At 72.5% G+C, this 16,693-nt stretch carries 13 protein-coding genes; 3 read left to right on the top strand and 10 right to left on the bottom strand.

All coding sequences use genetic code 11. From position 1 onward, the window contains the following. Positions 1 to 38: 38 nt before the first annotated feature. The 5 genes from QFZ74_RS23270 to eccB form a co-directional block, all read right to left on the bottom strand. The gene (locus tag QFZ74_RS23270; protein ID WP_307622749.1) at positions 39 to 386 is read right to left on the bottom strand and encodes a hypothetical protein; all 348 of its coding nucleotides are present in this window, start codon (positions 384 to 386) and stop codon (positions 39 to 41) included. Positions 387 to 465: 79 nt separating this feature from the next. Then, positions 466 to 1,674, bottom strand: coding sequence for a type VII secretion-associated serine protease mycosin (mycP, locus tag QFZ74_RS23265; protein ID WP_307622748.1), 1,209 nt, complete (start codon positions 1,672 to 1,674; stop codon positions 466 to 468). Between the two features lie 303 nt (positions 1,675 to 1,977). Next, positions 1,978 to 2,262, bottom strand: coding sequence for a WXG100 family type VII secretion target (locus QFZ74_RS23260; protein ID WP_307622747.1), 285 nt, complete (start codon positions 2,260 to 2,262; stop codon positions 1,978 to 1,980). Between the two features lie 81 nt (positions 2,263 to 2,343). Further along, the gene (locus QFZ74_RS23255; protein ID WP_307622746.1) at positions 2,344 to 2,655 is read right to left on the bottom strand and encodes a WXG100 family type VII secretion target; all 312 of its coding nucleotides are present in this window, start codon (positions 2,653 to 2,655) and stop codon (positions 2,344 to 2,346) included. 206 nt (positions 2,656 to 2,861) lie between these two features. Beyond that, positions 2,862 to 4,436, bottom strand: coding sequence for a type VII secretion protein EccB (eccB, locus tag QFZ74_RS23250; RefSeq protein ID WP_307622745.1), 1,575 nt, complete (start codon positions 4,434 to 4,436; stop codon positions 2,862 to 2,864). 567 nt (positions 4,437 to 5,003) lie between these two features. On the opposite strand from eccB, the gene eccE reads away from it, so the two are divergent. The 3 genes from eccE (at position 5,004) to QFZ74_RS23235 (ending at position 9,914) form a co-directional block, all read left to right on the top strand. Then, positions 5,004 to 6,317 (top strand): type VII secretion protein EccE, encoded by a 1,314-nt coding sequence (eccE, locus tag QFZ74_RS23245; protein WP_307622744.1) that lies wholly within the window; start codon positions 5,004 to 5,006, stop codon positions 6,315 to 6,317. Next, positions 6,317 to 7,162 (top strand): hypothetical protein, encoded by an 846-nt coding sequence (locus tag QFZ74_RS23240; RefSeq protein WP_307622743.1) that lies wholly within the window; start codon positions 6,317 to 6,319, stop codon positions 7,160 to 7,162. Before eccE ends, QFZ74_RS23240 begins: the two co-directional genes overlap by 1 nt. Positions 7,163 to 7,352: 190 nt before the next feature. Next, positions 7,353 to 9,914 carry an SCO5717 family growth-regulating ATPase gene (locus QFZ74_RS23235; RefSeq protein ID WP_307622742.1) on the top strand — a complete coding sequence of 854 codons (2,562 nt, stop codon included), beginning with the start codon at positions 7,353 to 7,355 and terminating at the stop codon, positions 9,912 to 9,914. 94 nt (positions 9,915 to 10,008) lie between these two features. Here QFZ74_RS23235 and QFZ74_RS23230 read toward each other — a convergent pair whose 3' ends face one another. The 5 genes from QFZ74_RS23230 to rbfA form a co-directional block, all read right to left on the bottom strand. Then, on the bottom strand, positions 10,009 to 10,239 hold the full coding sequence (locus tag QFZ74_RS23230; protein ID WP_307624255.1) for a DUF397 domain-containing protein: 231 nt from the start codon (positions 10,237 to 10,239) through the stop codon (positions 10,009 to 10,011). A gap of 135 nt (positions 10,240 to 10,374) precedes the next feature. Beyond that, positions 10,375 to 11,325, bottom strand: a complete 951-nt coding sequence (locus QFZ74_RS23225; protein ID WP_307622741.1) for a bifunctional riboflavin kinase/FAD synthetase — start codon at positions 11,323 to 11,325, stop codon at positions 10,375 to 10,377. A gap of 139 nt (positions 11,326 to 11,464) precedes the next feature. Further along, positions 11,465 to 15,070: a trypsin-like peptidase domain-containing protein gene (locus QFZ74_RS23220; protein WP_307622740.1), complete on the bottom strand. Its 3,606-nt coding sequence runs from the start codon at positions 15,068 to 15,070 to the stop codon at positions 11,465 to 11,467. A gap of 264 nt (positions 15,071 to 15,334) precedes the next feature. Then, positions 15,335 to 16,237 carry a tRNA pseudouridine(55) synthase TruB gene (gene truB, locus QFZ74_RS23215; RefSeq protein WP_307622739.1) on the bottom strand — a complete coding sequence of 301 codons (903 nt, stop codon included), beginning with the start codon at positions 16,235 to 16,237 and terminating at the stop codon, positions 15,335 to 15,337. After that, entirely contained in the window at positions 16,234 to 16,686 is a 453-nt protein-coding gene (gene rbfA, locus QFZ74_RS23210) for a 30S ribosome-binding factor RbfA (RefSeq protein ID WP_307622738.1), read from the bottom strand. Before rbfA ends, truB begins: the two co-directional genes overlap by 4 nt. Between the last annotated feature and the right edge of the window lie 7 nt (positions 16,687 to 16,693).

The raw sequence follows: 16,693 nt of genomic DNA, 5'->3' as shown, positions 1-16,693 counted from the left end.
TCGAAGGTCCCCTCTGTCAGTGACTGTCCCTGAACGGCTTAGTTCGCCGCACCCCTGGCGGCGCCATCCGGAGCAGCACTGACACCCTGCTTGGTCGCCTGCTCCTGGTTGCTGTACTTGTCCCTGACCTTCGAGGTACTCGTGCCGAAGTTGTCGATCAGCTCGTGCAGCCCCTTGATGATTTTCTCGATCCTGGCCTTCTGCTCCTGGTGAGCGCTGTGGAGCTCGTTGGACTCCAGGAACTTCATGCTGCCGAAGGCGGTGCTCGGGATATCCGTCTCGTACTTCGCCTTCGTGTTGGCCTTGTCCATGTCCGACAGAAGGCCGTTGAGCTTCCGGATCACCTCATCCAGCGCGCTCAGATCAACCCGCATACCGTTACTCATACCCCGTTGTCCTCTCCCCTGTTTTCAAGTTGCCGGCGCCACCACGGCGCCCAGGTCACCTGCCGGCCCGACAGCTCCCCTAGCCCAGCCGCCCAGCCCGCTTGATCCGCCAGTCCCGGAGCACAAACCCGCTCCCCGTAATCACCAGCGCGAGGACGAGCCCCACGCCCAGCACATACACAGCCACCCGGCGCTCCCGATCCGCCTCGCTCTCCCCCATGGTCACCGCCATGGGTACGACGCCTGCCGAGCCGGCGCTCACCGGCGGGTCGGGTTTCGGGGAGGTGCCGGGGGTGGCGTTGCCCGTGAGGGCGGCGACCGGGTCGACGACGCCCCAGCCGATGTAGCGGTTGGGGCCGCGGCCCGGGCGTTGGGCCGTTTCTTCCATGCGGGTGGCCAGTTGGGCCGCGGTCCAGTTGGGGTGCTTCTCCTTCAGGAGGGCTGCGACGCCCGTGACGTACGGGGCCGCGAAGCTCGTGCCGTCGGCGGTGCACTGGCCGCCTTTCGGGACCGTGGAGACCATGCCGACGCCCGGTGCCGCTATGTCGACGAAGTTGCCCGACTGTGAGAAGAAGGCGCGTTCGTCGTTGCGGTCGGAGGCTGCCACCGCCAGGACGCCGGGGTACGACGCCGGGTACGTGTTCGCCGACTTGCCGTTGGCTCCGTCGTTGCCGGCGGCCGCCACGATCAGGACGCCCTTCTGCACTGCGGCCGCCACGGCGTTGCTCAGTTCCAGGTTGTCCTGACGGCCCGTGGTGTCCGACGAGATGTTGATGATCTTCGCGCCGGCCGCGACCGCGGAGCGGATCGCCGCGGACATCGTCCTCGAGTTGCCCTGCTTCTCCTCGCCGCCCGTGTAGCGGTAGGAGAGGATCTTGGCGTCCGGTGCCAGGCCCTGGAAGCCGGTGCCCTTGACCGGGCGGGCGGCGATGATTCCGGCGACGCGGGTGCCGTGGCCCTCGAGGTCCTGGTCGCCGTCCGAGGAGCCGACGTAGTCCTTGCCGCCGGCCAGGGCGCCCCGGAGCTGGGCGTTGTGGTCGTCAACGCCGGTGTCGATCACCGCGACGGTGACGCCGGCGCCCGTCGCCTGCGCGTGCAGCTGGTCCAGGAGGAGCCGCTGCAGCGACCACGGCGTGGACTTGATGACGCCTCCGCCGAAGACGCACTCCGAACTCGCCGCCAGACCGAAGTCGGGACGGTCATGGTGATCGGAGTGGCCGCGGACGGTCTCGGCGGCCAGGGCCGCCGGTGCGGCGGTCGCGAGGCAGAGCCCCGTCGCCGCGAGCACACCAAAGACCCGCTGAAGTGCGCGGGTTCCACTGTCGCGGCTACGCGAACGGGCTGTCAGGCCCCCCATGTTCAGGCCCCCAGGGCTCGCCTGCTTCGTACGAAGCTCGGTCATGTCGGTGTGTGTGGCTCCGTGTGCCGTTGTACGCGAGCACGTACACGCGAGCGTGAACGCGCGTCGGCACTTGTGAAGGTCTTCCGGAATTACCGTGTGCGCACCCGGAGATGAGGTCGGCCCAGCCGACGCCTTGGCGTCGACTGGGCCGAACCTCTTCATCTCAAGCCTCCCGGGTCGCCGGCGAGATCAGCCCCAGGTCGAGGCGTTGCTCTTCTCCGTGGCCTGGTAGTTCTCGGCGGCGCTCTGCAGCGCGGTGGAGATCTTCAGCAGGGTGGCGTGCAGGTCGGCAGCGGTCTGGTCCCACTCGCGCTGCTTGCGCTGGTAGCCCTCCTGCGCCTCACCTTCCCAGGTGCTGGCGACGCGCTTGACCGCGGCCTCGACGTCGTCGAGCTGCTGCTTGATGCGTCCGGCGGTGGTCTTCACGTCGGTGGACGCGTTGGTGATGGTGGCGTAATTGACGAGGATCGACATCGTCGTTCCCTTTCAGGAAGAGTCGAGGGGAAACAGTGGAAAGCGGTGAACCGGAAAACAGCTGGATCCGAGTCGGCCTGCTCAGCCGAAGTCGGACATGATCTTGCTGATCTCCGAGTTCTGCTGCTCTTCCGAGGCGGAGTAGTTGCTCCGCGTGGAGTCCACGGCTTCCTTGATGTCGTTGAGGATGTCGCTCATCCTCTTCGCGTCCGAGTTCCAGCGCTCCTGCAGCTGGCGGTACGACTGGGCCGCCTGACCCTGCCAGCCGCCCGCGATCTGGTCGATCACGCCGTTCAGACGGCGGATCTCACCCTGCAGCTGACCGTTCACGTTGCTCAGGTCGCCGGAGAGCTTGGTCAGTTCGTCCTCTGTTACCCGGAACTGGCCGGCCATGATGAACCTTCCCCCATGTCGATGTTGATCCGGGAAACCCGCGCGGGTACCCGGCAAGGCTTCGCACCCATGGATGCTGCAAACACTCTATCGTCCGCCCGTCTCTCATCCACAGACGCGGCAAATCAGTTACACGGCTCACACACTAGAGCGATGATTCTGTGATCCGGCACTCAAGTCCAGCCATTTGCACGGGCGTTGGGCCGTCACTGAGCCTGCGGCTGGATCGCGCCACCGGTGTCCAGAGTCGGCCCCTTGGGGACGAAGGCGGCCCAGGACTGGGGCACCACCGCGGGGTTGGCGACCTTCTCGTAGCCCAGCCGCGTGCGCGCCTTGTCCGTCTCGCTCGCCCCCTCCGCCGAGGAACCCGGGGCGGTGGGCGTGGTGCCGCCCTCCTTCGCCGAGCTGTCGTTGTTCGACGGCAGCGAGTAGCGCAGCCCCGTGTCGGTCAGCAGGTAGGTCGCGCCACCGCCCTGCGCCTGGCCGGTGACCTCCTGGAAGAGGAGCCCGGAGCCGGAGGAGACGTAGGCGCTCAGCGAGTCGGCGATGGTCTTCTTGGGGTACGTCGCCCCCGCCCAGGCACCGAGCCTCGGCTTGCCGTCGGCGCCGAAGGTGCCGTTGTAGACGCTGCACGAGGTGGAGTGCGGCTGCTCGGCGCCCGTCCCCGCGAAGTTGGCCTGGTGCGGGACGGCCTGGGGCCAGCCCTTGTCCGCGTAGAAGCCGGCGGCCTGGCCTCCGTTGGCGGCGATGATGTCCGGGGTGGTGGCCTTGATGTCGGTGATCTGGTCGGTGCCGTAGGCCGCCTTGGCCGAGGGCGAGTACTTGAGCAGGTTGGCCACGAAGGGCGTGATGGCGGCGACCCGGTCCTTGAGGACGACGTAGTACTGAGTGCCCTGCGCGTCCTGGGCCTTGAGGATGCGGCCCACCGTGCTCGCCTCCTGCGGGAGGCCCGACACCGTGGTCGGCGACCCCGCCGCCGGAATCACCGGGAAGGTGATGATGCCGCCCGGGTTGAGGGTGTGCAGCCACTCCTGGCTCACCGGCTGCGGCTGGGCCGAGGTGCCGAAGACGGCGGCGCGCAACTGCTCCATGGTGGTGCTGTCGAGGCCCGAGGTGCCGCCGATGAGGAAGCCGCGGCCCTTGCTGTCGACCAGGTACTCGCGGGAGGTCTTGGGGTCCGTGACGTACAGGGCCTGACTCGCGTCGACCTTCCCCGTCTTCTCGAGCGACTTGGCGTCGGCGGCGTCGAGGACGAACACGGCCCGGTCGACGGCGTCGTGCGATCCGGGGGCCGGACGCTCGCACACGGCCCAGGTCTTGGGCTTCTCCGCGTCGGACGCGGCGGGCAGCCGGTCGGGGGCGTACGGGATACCGAGCGTCGCGCCGTGCGGGATGCCGCTCTTGTCGATCTCCTTGCCGGGCACCTCGATGACGCTGCCCTTGCCCTTGTCCAGGAGGAGCTTGGCGGAGGCGTAGTTCAGGACGGGGTGCAGCGTCGGCACCTTGTTGTCCTTCAGGACGACGTAACGCGTCGTGGAGTCGCTGTCCACGATGATGTATTCACCCGGAGTGTCCCAACCCTCCGGCGCCGTAGGCTTGATGACGCCCCAGGCGATGAAGCCCACCACCAGCACGACGCCCATCGCCAGGCTGGGCATCACCGTGTGGAGGGGACGCGGTGCGCCTTCCTCGGAGCCGCCCGGCGACGGCGCAAGGAAGGCCGCGACGGTGCGCTTGCGAGCGAACGTGTAGGCGGCGAGCTCGTCCCGACGCTTTGCCATGGTCCCCAGGTCTCCCGTTTTGTGATGCTCGATCGTGTGGTGAAGCTCGATCGTCCCGTGTGTGCTCGATCATCCCGTGCGTACTTGCCCGTGCGTGCTTGATCGTGCGTACTTGCCCGTGCGTACTTGATCGTGCGTGCTTGATCGTGCCGTGTGTGCTCGATCGTGCCCGAGGGGGCGCTTCGGCGTCCCCGAGGGCCACTTCCGCATCCTCGGCGGTCCGCTTCCGCGGTTCGGCCGGGCTGCTTCCGTGTGCTCGCCGGGCGCTTCGGCCGAGCAGGGCACCTACTATGCCCTGCACCGCGAGGCGCCGGTCCATCAGGTCCGTGGCCGCCCCGCATCTTCACAGAGCTTCACGACCGCGCTGCCCCATCGCGGGCCGGTCCGTGAAAGGCTGGCGACCTGGGGTTTGGGTTCCCCTGTGTCGCCCCGCGTTCCGCAGCGGGTACCGTGAGCCACTCGCACAGAGATTGGGCCATCGGCGCCCCTGGCCCGTCGCCGGGATCTCCAACAGAGGATCTCCACCCGGTGAACGGCCACCACTTCGCGAAAGGGATGTCCCGGGGGATGACCAGCGCTACGAGCACTCGGCGCGGACGCCGCGCACAGCAGCAACAGGACGGGCCGAGCCGCAGACGCGCCTCGGCGCCCGCTCCCGTCACCGCCTCCCCGCGCACGCTGCCCAGCCCCGGCGGCATGGGACCCGTACGCCTCCAGCAGCTCATCCTGATCGAGCTGGCCGCGGCCGTCATGCTCACCGCCTGGGCCACGCACGTCTCGTGGCTGCTGGCCCCCGCCGGAGCCGTGGCGGCGCTGCTGCTGCTCCTCGCGGTGCTGCGCCGCGGACGGCGGCCGCTGCCCGAGTGGTACGAGACCACGCGCGCGTTCCGGAGCCGTCGCCGCGAGGCCAAGGCGCCCGTCCCGCCCGGTACGGACCCGATGCTGGTTCCCACCGTCGAGTGCGACCCGGCGCTGCGGACGTTCTCGTTCGTGTCCCGTGACAACCGCTCGATCGGCATGATCGGCGACGGGACCTTCCTCACCGCCGTGCTCTTCGTGCAGCCGGGCGACCAGCCACTGCGTCCCGCGTCCGCCGAGCGGCAGCTGCCGCTCCAACTGGTCCACGACGCCCTGGAGGTCGACGGGATCCGGCTCACGTCCGCCCAGGTCGTCCAGCACACCCAGCCGGCGCCCGCGCCGCACCTGCCCCAGCAGTCGGTCGCCGCGCGGTCGTACGGCCCGCTCCAGGCGCACGCCGGTTCTCCCGCGCTGCGGCTCACCTGGGTCGCGCTCCGGCTCGACCCGGAGCTGTGCCCGGAGGCGGTCGAAGCGCGCGGCAACGGCATGCCCGGTGCCCAGCGCGCGCTGCTGCGTGTCGCGGACCAGCTGGCGAGCCGGCTCGACGGCGCCGGGTTCAAGGCGACGATCCTGGACGAGACCGAGCTGGTGCAGGCGCTGGCGACGTCCAGCTGCCTGAACCCGCGCGCCAACGCCCAGCACGCGCAGGACGGGCGCCAGCCCCAGCGTCGTACGGTCGAGTCGGTCAAGAGCTGGCGGGTCGACGACCGGTGGCACACCACGTACTGGCTCTCCCGCTGGCCGCAGTTGGGCGCCGGTGTGGAACTGCCCGCGCTGATCACGCGTTTCACCTCGCTCCCGGTTCTCGCCACCACGTTCAGCCTGACCCTGGGCCGGGCCGGGAACCGAGGTGTCTCCCTCAGCGGGCACATCCGTGTCACCGCCCGGGGCGACAGTGAACTCGCCCAGGTGGGACGCGAGTTGGAGCGGGCCGCGAGTGCCGCGAAGGTCGGTCTGGTACGCCTTGACCGGGAACAGGTTCCCGGCGCACTCGCCACTCTGCCGCTCGGAGGTACGCACTGATGTCCCACCCCGCCATGGTCACCGACCCGGGCCAGCAGGGCCGGGGCTCCGGACGCACGCCGGCGCATGTGGCATCGCCCACCGACACCGGCATGATCCCGATCATCCAGCAGCCCCAGGCGCCGCAGCAGCAGCAACGGCGCATCTTCAGCCCGGGGTTCGGGCTGCGCGGGCCGCGCCGCAACCGTCATGTCGTCACCGTCGACGAGCTGGCGGCGGTCAGCGTGCCGATCGGCGACGACGGCGTGATCATCGGTACCGACCCCGAGGGGCAGCCGGCCGTGCTCGGCCTGGCCCGGCCCACCTCCTTCGACGTCGTGCTCGTGGGCGGTCTCTGGCTCGCCCAGGTGCTGGCGCTGCGCGCCGCCGCGACGGGCGCGCGCGTGGGCGTGGAGACCGGCCGTCCGCAGGCCTGGCAGCAGTTGGCCCAGGCGGCTGGTGGCGGTCAGCAGTGCGTCACCGTCTACCCGGTGGGCCGGGTGCCCGCGCAGGGCCCGTCCGTGTCGAGTCCGGTGGTGCTGATCCGCGACTGCGGTATCCGTCCGCCGCGCGGCCGGGTGACGTCCCTGCCGTGGCAGTCCGTGATGACGGTGCTCCCGTTCGTCGGCGAGCACGCGCCCCGCTGGCTCGCGCAGGCGGATCTGGTCGGCATCCAGCGCATCTCGCCCCAGGAGACCGACATCGTGCGCGACACCCTGGGGCTCCCCGACGAGAGTCTTCAGCCGCTGCCGACCCTTCACGACGGGGTCGCTCTGTGGTGCACTCGCAAGCACCGCAAGTTCGTCATGACCGACCCCACTGATGCGGAGACGGGTCTGCTCGGCGCGGCTCGTCGTATGGACTGACGCACCGTCCTTTTCCCGGAGCGCGGTGCCGATGGCGCCGCGCTCCATGGGCGCTTTTCCGTACCGCGATACGAGTGATTAGTCTTCTTGGTGATGCGGCGACGATCGCAGCCGCGTGGGACTCGCCACTCGGTCCGCCCGGCCGCGACGACGACCAACTCAGCAGCAGTGGCTGACCAGGAGGCAAGCAGTGAACAGCGATCGGTCCGAGTACAACGGCGGCAGCCCGTCCTCGGACGGGGACGAACACGACGTGGATCTCACCGGCGAGTTCGAGATCGTCTACACACCGCCCGCCTGGTACGCACAAAGCACGAAGAGCGGCTCGTCGGCCACGGGTGAGAGTGACGCCGGGCCGCCCGCCGCCCCCGCACCTCCCGCCCCGGCGCCGCAGCAGCCGGGCCCACCGTACGCCCAGGGCGCCCCCGGCCAGAACCCGCCGGCGCCGGGTGGCTACGGATTCCCGCAGCAGGCCGCTCCGGCCGCCGCCTGGACGCCCGGCGGCACGCCCACGCCCGCGCCCGGTGGATACGGCTATCCCCAGCAGGGCCAGGAGACGACGTCCACCGCTCAGGGACAGCCGCGGCAGCAGACGCCGGCCGCGCCCGCCCCGGCGCCCGGGTTCCCCGTGCTGCGCCCGGTCGACGAAGCCGCCCCGGAGACCTCGGCGGCCGCGACGGCGACGGCGGCGCCGAGTGTGCCCGAGCAGCCGGCGCCCGAGCTCAACCATGCCGCCGCCGACGCCGAGGCCGCGAGGCTGTTCGGCGACGCCGACGACGAGGAGCCGGAGGAGGCCCCGGCCGGCGAGGCCACGGCGGACGACTCCGGTGCGCAGGCGGAGGAGACGGCTCCCGAGCCGGTCGCCGCCGAGGCCCCCGCGCAGGCCGAGCCCGAGGCCGCGACGGCGGAAACGGCCCCGGCCGCCCCCGACGCTCCCGCGGCCGCCGCCATGCCGCCCGCGCAGGGTCAGCAGCCTCCGGTGCCGGGCACGCCGGCGCCTCCCGCACCCCAGGCCGAGCAGCGGATTCCTCCGCTGCCGCCCGGGTACACGCCCGCGCACCCCGGCCAGGCGATGCCGCCCCAGCCGGGTCAGCCCGACCCGCAGGCGGCCGCTGCCGCTGCCGCCGCGGCAGCGCAGGCCGCCGGGTACGGCTACCCGCAGCCCCCGGCCCAGCCGCAGCCCGGGCAACTCCCGCACCAGGCGCCGCCGCAGGGCGCGTTCGGCCCGCCGCCCGTCCAGCCGCCACCGGGCTACCCCGCCCCGGGCGCGCAGCCCCAGCCGCAGGCCGCCGGGTACGGCTACCCCCAGCCGCCGGTTCCGCCGCAGCCGGGCTACGGCTACCCGCCCCAGCAGCCCGGGTACGGCTACCCGCAGCCCCCGGCCCAGCAGCCCGCCCCCCAGGCGCAGCCCCCGGCCGCGCCGCAGGCCCCGGCACCGGCCGCTCCGGCCCAGCCGCAGCCGCAGGCCCAGGCGCCGTATCCGCAGCCCACCGCCCCTCAGCAGCAGGCCCCGTACGGCAACCAGGGCTGGACCGCGCCGGCGGGCCCGCAGGCCGGTCCGGGTGCGTCGCCCCAGCAGCAGGCCACGCCCGGTACCCCGCTCGGTTACAACGCCGCCGTGGAGCTCTCGTCGGACCGGCTGCTGCGCAACCAGCCCAAGGCCCGCAAGAACAACACGGGCCCGTCCCGCTTCAAGTTCGGCGCGAAGAAGGAAGAGGCCGAGCGGCAGCGGAAGTTGGGACTGATCCGTACGCCGGTGATGTCCTGCTACCGGATCGCGGTGATCAGCCTCAAGGGCGGCGTCGGCAAGACCACGACGACCATGGCGCTGGGCGCGACGCTCGCGACCGAGCGGCAGGACAAGATCCTGGCGATCGACGCCAACCCGGACGCCGGCACCCTCGGCCGACGGGTGCGGCGCGAGACGGGCGCGACCATCCGCGACCTCGTGCAGGCGATCCCGCAGCTGAACAGCTACATGGACATCCGCCGCTTCACCTCGCAGGCGCCGTCCGGGCTGGAGATCATCGCCAACGACGTGGACCCGGCGGTCTCCACCACGTTCAACGACCAGGACTACCGCAGCGCGCTCGAGGTGCTGGGCCGTCAGTACCCCATCATCCTCACGGACTCGGGTACCGGTCTGCTCTACAGCGCGATGCGCGGAGTGCTGGAGCTCGCCGACCAGCTGATCATCATCTCCACCCCCTCGGTGGACGGTGCGAGCAGCGCGTCGACGACGCTCGACTGGCTGACGGCGAACGGGTTCGCCGATCTCGTGCAGCGGTCGCTCACCGTGATCTCGGGTGTCCGCGAGACGGGCAAGATGATCAAGGTGGAGGACATCGTCGCGCACTTCGAGACCCGCTGCCGCGGTGTCGTCGTCGTGCCCTTCGACGAACACCTCGCCGCGGGCGCCGAGGTGGACCTCGACATGGTGCGTCCCAAGACGCGGGAGGCCTACTTCGAGATCGCGTCCCTCGTCGCCGAGGACATCGCGCGTACGCAGCAGGGCTTCGGCAACCCGCATCTCCAGCACGGTCCGCAGCCGGGCTACCCGCCCCAGCAGCAGCCCTACGGCCAGCCCGGCGCCCCGCAGCAGGGGCAGAACTGGCAGCAGCAGCCGCAGAGTTACCCCGGTCAGGGCCCGGCGCAGGGCCAGGGCTGGGAGCAGCAGCAGGCGGCGCCGCAGAGCCCGCAGCAGAACCAGGCGCAGCCGGGTGCCATGCCCCCGGGCTGGACGCAGCAGTAGCGGAGACGAGCGAGCGACGCCGAAGGGCCGGCACCATCACGGTGCCGGCCCTTCGGCGTCGTCGTACGCCCTGGCCGCGAACGCGCGGCCGCGCCTACTGAAGGTCGAACTCGCCGTCGCGGGCCCCGAGGACGAACGCCCGCCACTCGGCGGCGGTGTAGCGCAGCACGGTGTCGGGGTCGGCGGAGTTGCGCATCGCGACGGCGCCGCCCGCCAGGTAGGCGATCTCCACCCGCTCGTCCTGCGGCCCGTCGGGGGAACCGACCCACTCGACGCCACTGATGTCCATGGCGTACAGCGCTTCCTTCTCCTGCTCGGTCGCCACCGGCTCTCTCCGTTCGCTGTCCTTCGGGGTGATCAGCATGGCACAACGGGGCGGCGGGCAGGGGAGGTTACGAGCAAATCGGACAAGGCTCAGCGGTCGCCGACACCGTTCGTCCAACGGCGCGAGACTCCGCCCCTACGCACCGTCCGCCGAGACGATCTCCCGGCACTTCTTCACGTCCTCCGCCATCGCCTCCAGCAGCGCCTCCAGCGAGTCGAACTTCGCCTGCCCCCGCACGTACGCCAGGAAGTCGACGGCGACGTGGAGGCCGTAGAGGTCGAGGCCGACGCGGTCGATGGCGTAGGCCTCCACCGTGCGTTCGGTGCCGTCGAACTGGGGATTGGTGCCGACGGAGATCGCGGCCGGCATCGCCTCGCCCGCGACGTGCAGGTAGCCGGCGTAGACGCCGTCGGCCGGGATCGCGGTGTGCGGGAGGGTCTCGACGTTGGCCGTGGGGAAGCCGAGGTCGCGGCCGCGCTGGGCGCCGCGGACGACCACGCCTTCGACGCGGTGCGGGCGGCCCAGGATCTCGCGGGCGCCCTCGACGTCGCCCTCGGCGACCAGGCGCCGGGTGAGGGTGGAGGAGAAGGGCAGGCCGCCGCCGGCGTCGCCGCTCAGGTACAGGTCGACGGCGTCGACGTCGAAGTCGTAGGTCTTGCCCTGCTCGGCGAGGTAGTCGACGTTGCCCGCGGCGCGGTGGCCGAAGCGGAAGTTGGGGCCCTCGACGACCGTCCTGGCGTGCAGCTTGTCGACCAGGACCTTGACGACGAAGTCGGCCGGGGACAGCTTGGAGAACTCGGCCGTGAACGGGAGGATCAGCACCGCGTCGACGCCCAGCTCCGCCATCAGCTCTGCGCGGCGGTGGTGCGGGGCGAGCAGGGGCGGGTGGCTGCCGGGGCGGACGACCTCGCTGGGGTGCGGGTCGAAGGTGACCACCACGCAGGGAGCGTCCAGCTCGCGGGCGCGGTCCACCGCGTGCTTGATGATCAGCTGGTGGCCTCGGTGCACACCGTCGTAGGAGCCGATGGTGACGACGCTGCGTCCCCAGTCCTCGGGGATGTCCTCCAAGCCACGCCAGCGCTGCACTGTGACCGCTCCTCGAACCCGTGTCCGTATTTGCCGTTGACCTCTTACGCAGCTCTAAGGGTGCCATGCCGTCTGCCGTCGGCCCTCATCGGCATCGGTGCTGTGACCGGGCGCACTGCACGCGACAGTTCTCGGTGGCTCACGCGGGTACGCGCATGCCAGCGAGGTTCTCGATCATGCGACGGGTGCTCGGGCCCACCACCGCGGCCCAGTCCTCCGGAGTGTCGGCGAGCCAGCGGGCAAGCCGCGCGGCGAAGCCGGGCACGTGCCGGCCGAGGTCGACCAGGCGCCGGTCGAAGCGGGTCGCGCCGTCCGGGGTGCGGACGAGCAGCAGGCCGGTGCGGTGGATCAGCTCGCGAACCGGAGCGTCGCGCACGAGATCGTCGTGTCCGAGATCGTCGCGTACGAGATCGTCGTGTCCGAGATCGTGGACGCAGCCGCCGCTCCCCTCCCCCTCCGCTCCCCCGCTCCGGGCCGCCGCGGCGTGCAGCAGGGCATCCAGGACGGCGGGGTCGCGCTCGTGGGTCAGGAGGTGCTCCAGGAGCTCGTCGCGCAGGGGGCGGGAGGCGGAGGTACCAGGGGCGGCGAGGATGGTCGCGAGGGCTGCCCGCACCGGGCCGGCACAGCTGTCGAGGAGGCCGGTGACCAGGGGCAGGAGCACGGCACGGGCCGTCGGGCCGTGGTCGAGGCGGAGGTCGACGTACGCCGCCACGGCATGCGCGGTCTCCGGTCGCAGCTCCGCCGTCTCGCGTACGAGCGCGGCGACCCGGCGGTCCAGCGGCGGCGTGGTGACGTCGGCCAAGGCGCGCAGGGCCTCCCCCGCGTCCCGACCGGCGCGCAGCCGGGCCCGGAAGGCGTCGAGGACCGGGCCGGGATGCGTGGCCAGGGCCGGGACCAGGTTGTCCGGCGGGATCTGCGGGTCGCCGGACGCGAAGTGGTGCAGGGCCGGCGGGAGGTGCCGGGAGCGGCTGCGCGGGTCCCGGACGAGGAGGGCGAGCGCACCGCCGTGCACCCCGCTGTCGGCGGGCTGGGCGAGCAGGGCGAGGGCCGAGTAGCGCAGCAGCTCGCGGTCGGCCTGCGTGTCCGCGTGGGGCGCGGCGCGCAGTCCGTACGTCACCGCCGCGGCCCAGCGGGCCGGACGCTCGTCGTGCGCCCAGCGGTCCACGGCCCGGCACACTGCGGACGGCTCGTCCTCGGCGAGGACGGTGAGCAGCTCGTCGCCCCGCGGATGCGCGTGGCTCACGAGCGCCTCGGTGAGGTCGTCGAGGGCGCCGTGCCGGTGCGTGTGCAGCAGCGCCTGCGCCGCCGTGGCCACGGTGGCGTGCGGCGTCGCGGGCAGCGGCCGCTCGTCGTCGAACCAGCGGATCAGGTATGGCTGTACGGCGGCGGGCTCGGCGGCGAGGAGCCGAGCCGCCGCGTCGAGGTAGCGGGGGCCGGGGCTCGCGCCCTCGTCGGCCCGCTCCGGGGCCCCGCCGTTCGGCGTCGGTGCCTCGTCCGCCAGGACCAGGCGGCGCAGGAGGTCGAAGCGGGCGATCGGCGGGAGCGGCAGGCCGGTCCAGAAGGAGGGGGCGAACTCCGTTGGAACGGGGCGCTGTTGCTGCCGCCAGGCGACCACGCGGTCGGCGAGGAGGTGCAGCACGTCCGCGTACGGCGTCGCGTCGGGGACGTGCAGGAGGGTGCGGGCCAGCAGGTGGGCGGCCCACCAGGAGGGGTTCGCGTCGAGGGCGTGGGTCAGCTCCGCCAGGCGCCGGGCGAGGGCGGCGGGGCCCTGGTGGCGGGCCAGGAGGAGCAGGGCCTGGAGGACGGGGCCGACGCGGTGGTGCGGGACGGGCAGGGGGCGGCAGGTGTGCGGGATGTGGCGGCGGTGGACCAGGGCGTGCAGCGCCTCGTCCAGGTCGAGGTGCATGCCCTGGATCCAGTCGGCGAACTCCTCGTGCGCGAACCGGTAGCCCTCACCGGCGGGCACCAGCAGGCCCTCGGTGAGGACGGCCGACGCCCAGCCGGAGCCGCCGCCGAGCCGCGCCGGCGCGGGCCCCCAGGGGAACACCGCCTCGAAGGACTCCCGGTCCAGCTCGCCCTGCCCGGGCCCGAGGCTGCGCCGCGCGGCCTCGTGCACCTGGCCGCAGACCCGGGCCGCGAGACGGCGTACGGCGCTGCCGCGCAGGCCGTTCTCCGCGGCGAGCCGGACCGCGATGCGCAGACACATCAGGTCGAGGTGGGCCGCGAAGACGGCGTGCCGGTCGAGCGGGGCGGCGGCGGCCGGGGCGTCGGGTAGCGCGGCGCGGATCTCGGCGAGGAGGCGCAGGGTGAGGGGGTGACCGGCGTCGCGGTCCGTGAGAGCTTCGGCCGGGATGCCGTAGCGGGAGCGGGCGAGCCGGGCCTCCTCCGCGGTGAGGTCGGCCAGGCGCACGCACGCCGGCAGTGGGCCGCGAAGACGGTCACGCCCGTACAGCAGCTCGGGCGGGAACTCGGCCCCGGCGCCCTCCCAGTACTCCTCCCGGCAGCCGACCACGAGCCGCGCCCCGCTCGCGCGCAGCCACTCCGCCGTGCCCTCGGTCCACTCGGGCAGCCGGTGCGCGAGGACGGGCGGCATCTCCTCGGGCCCGTCGAGCAGGAGCAGCAGCGGGCGGCCGGTTCGCGCGGCGACGCGGGCGAGGCGGTCCGGGGAGAGAACGCCCAGGTCGGACGGGTCGAGCGAGCGCGACGCCGCGACGATCCGGGCCGCCCGGTCCAGACTCCGGCGCGCCGCGTCGGCCAGCGAGCCGTCGGTGTCGTCGAGGTCGGCGCCGCGCAGCCACAGGGTCGGCGCCGGTACCGCGCCGCGGCGGGCGGCGAGGGCCGCGAGTTCCGTCGTACGACCGCTGCCGGGGGCGCCGACGAGGCCGAGGACGGTGGCGTCGCTCGCCACGTAGGACGCCAACTCCCGTGCCACATCGGCCCGTTCGACCGGCGCCACGACGCACGGCCCGCCGAGTGCTCCGGGTGGCCCGTCCTGCGCCACCGAGGTGGCCGTCAGCTCCAGGACGCCCGCCAGGTTGAGGTCCGTGCCGTACGCGGGGACGGTCGCCGCGTTGCGGACGAGCAGGTCGGCGAGCGGACCGCAGCCATGGGGGGCCAGGGGCACGGCGAAGCCGCGGTCGCGCTGATCCGAGTGCAGCGCGGTGCCGAGGACGGCGACGACGGCGCCGGTGTCCGCGTCGAGCACCGGCCCCCCGGCGGCGCCGCCGCCCGGTCGCAGCGCGTCCCGCCCGGCGGTGCCGATCGCCAACTCCAGTACGCCGCCCAGGAGATGGGAGCGGTCCGTGGCCGCGTACGTCACCTCGGCCGTGCCCAGCACCCTGGCCTCGCGCCAGCCCCCGGCGGGGATGCGTACATAGGCGCCGGTGTCGATCCGGTCGCGCGCGGCGATCGGGAGCGGCTGCGCGCCGAGGCCCTCGACGCGTACGAGGGCGAGGTTGAGCGCGGGCAGCGGAGTGACGGCGTCGGCGGTGACGACGCGGGTACGGTCACCGGCGCTCAGGACGAGCCGGGACAGGCCGTCGACGGCCTCGTGGCTGGTGAGGACGGTGCCCTGATGGTCGGCCGGGAAGCCGGCGCCGCGCGGTCGGCCGGCGGGGTCGTGGATCCGTACGAGGGAGCGATCCGGGTCCCGGTGCGCACGCGTCACGTGGTCCTCGTGCGCGCCGGTCACGTGGTCCGTGCCGCTCCCGCCCCGACCGCTGCCCCGCGGCCCCTGTGGTGCCATGGCTGCACCTCCCCGACCTCCCCGCCGTACACCTGTGCCCTGCCTCGACGGTAGGCGGGCGGTGATCAGCGGAACAGCGCGTGTGGCGAACGCGCCCCCTTGCACTCCCCCGGTTCACTCCGAGCGCCTGCCCAGTCGGGTGAATAGGCAGGAGCCGCTGGATAACCCTAGGGGTGGGGGAACCGAGGGGGGACCGTGGAGCGGCGGCGAAAGGCACCCGTGGCCGCCGCTCCACGGGCAGAAGAGCCCCCGTGGTGACCGTGCTCAGACGAACACGGCCAGGCTCTTCGCCTTGCCCTTCTGGCTCTCGACCAGCGCCAGGAAGCGCCCGTCGGGATCGAAGACGGCGACGGCGCCGACGCCCGCGTACTCCTCGGGCATCTCCAGCCGCACACCGTTCGTGAGCAGCCGGGCCCGCTTGGCGTCCACGTCCCAGCGCGGGAACGCGGCCTCGGCGGCCTCGGCGATCGGCATCACGGTCAGCTCCTCCTGGAGCTGGTCGAGGGTGCGGGCGGAGTCCAGCTTGTACGGTCCGACGCGCGTCCGGCGCAGCGCGGTGAGGTGTCCGCCCACGCCGAGGTCGGCGCCCAGGTCGCGGGCGAGGGCCCGGATGTAGGTGCCGGAGGAGCAGACCACCGAGACGACGAGGTCGAGCACGGGGGTGCCGTCCTCGGCGACGGCGTCCCGGACGTCGTACACGGTGAAGGACGAGACGGTGACCGGGCGGGCCGGGATCTCGAAGTCCTCGCCCTCGCGGGCGCGCTTGTACGAGCGCACGCCGTCGATCTTGATGGCGCTGACCTTGGACGGCACCTGCATGATGGCGCCGCTGAGCTTGGCGATGCCGGCGTCGATGGCGTCTCGGGTGACCTTGGAGGCGTCGGCCGACCCCGTGATCTCGCCCTCGGCGTCGTCGGTCACCGTCGTCTGCCCGAGGCGGATCGTCCCCAGGTACTCCTTCTCGGTGAGGGCGAGGTGCCCCAGCAGCTTGGTGGCCCGCTCGACACCGAGGACGAGCACGCCCGTCGCCATGGGGTCGAGGGTGCCCGCGTGGCCGACGCGACGCGTCCTGGCGATGCCGCGCATCTTGGCGACCACGTCGTGCGAAGTGAAGCCCGACGGCTTGTCGACGATGACAAGGCCGTCGGGCGGGGTGGTCTTACTCATTCCGCGGCGTCGCCGTCCGTCTCGTCCTCACCGGGCTTGCGGTAAGGGTCCGCCTCACCCGCGTACGCCGCACCCGCGGACGCCTCGCGCACCTGCGCGTCGGAGAGGCGTGCCTTGTCGAGGAGGTCGTCGATGTTCCGGGCGGTCTCCGGGAGGGCGTCCGCGACGAAGGTCAGGGTCGGCGTGAACTTCACGCCCGCGGCCCGTCCGACCTCGGAGCGCAGGATGCCCTTGGCGCTCTCCAGTCCGGCGGCCACGGCCTGCCGCTCCTCCTCGTCCCCGTACACCGTGTAGAAGACGGTCGCCTCCCTGAGGTCACCCGTCACCCGGGTGTCCGTGATGGTGACGTGCGTGCCGAGCCGCGGGTCCTTGATCCCGCGCTGCAGCTTCTGGGCCACCACCTCTCGGATGAGGTCCGCCAGCCTTTTCGCCCGCGCGTTGTCGGCCACTGGTCCG

The sequence above is a fragment of the Streptomyces sp. V3I7 genome, from assembly GCF_030817495.1.
GTDB lineage: Bacteria > Actinomycetota > Actinomycetes > Streptomycetales > Streptomycetaceae > Streptomyces.
The sequence above is the reverse complement of the archived record's forward strand: the minus strand, read 5'-3'. Positions and strand labels throughout refer to the sequence as shown.

Excerpts from the sequence above, each read along its gene's own strand:
- QFZ74_RS23270 (WP_307622749.1), bottom strand. The coding sequence starts at position 386 with ATGAGTAACGGTATGCGGGTTGATCTGAGCGCGCTGGATGAGGTGATC.
- QFZ74_RS23260 (WP_307622747.1), bottom strand. The coding sequence starts at position 2,262 with ATGTCGATCCTCGTCAATTACGCCACCATCACCAACGCGTCCACCGAC.
- QFZ74_RS23255 (WP_307622746.1), bottom strand. The coding sequence starts at position 2,655 with ATGGCCGGCCAGTTCCGGGTAACAGAGGACGAACTGACCAAGCTCTCC.
- eccB (WP_307622745.1), bottom strand. The coding sequence starts at position 4,436 with ATGGCAAAGCGTCGGGACGAGCTCGCCGCCTACACGTTCGCTCGCAAG.
- eccE (WP_307622744.1), top strand. The coding sequence starts at position 5,004 with ATGACCAGCGCTACGAGCACTCGGCGCGGACGCCGCGCACAGCAGCAA.
- QFZ74_RS23240 (WP_307622743.1), top strand. The coding sequence starts at position 6,317 with ATGTCCCACCCCGCCATGGTCACCGACCCGGGCCAGCAGGGCCGGGGC.
- QFZ74_RS23220 (WP_307622740.1), bottom strand. The coding sequence starts at position 15,070 with ATGGCACCACAGGGGCCGCGGGGCAGCGGTCGGGGCGGGAGCGGCACG.
- truB (WP_307622739.1), bottom strand. The coding sequence starts at position 16,237 with ATGAGTAAGACCACCCCGCCCGACGGCCTTGTCATCGTCGACAAGCCG.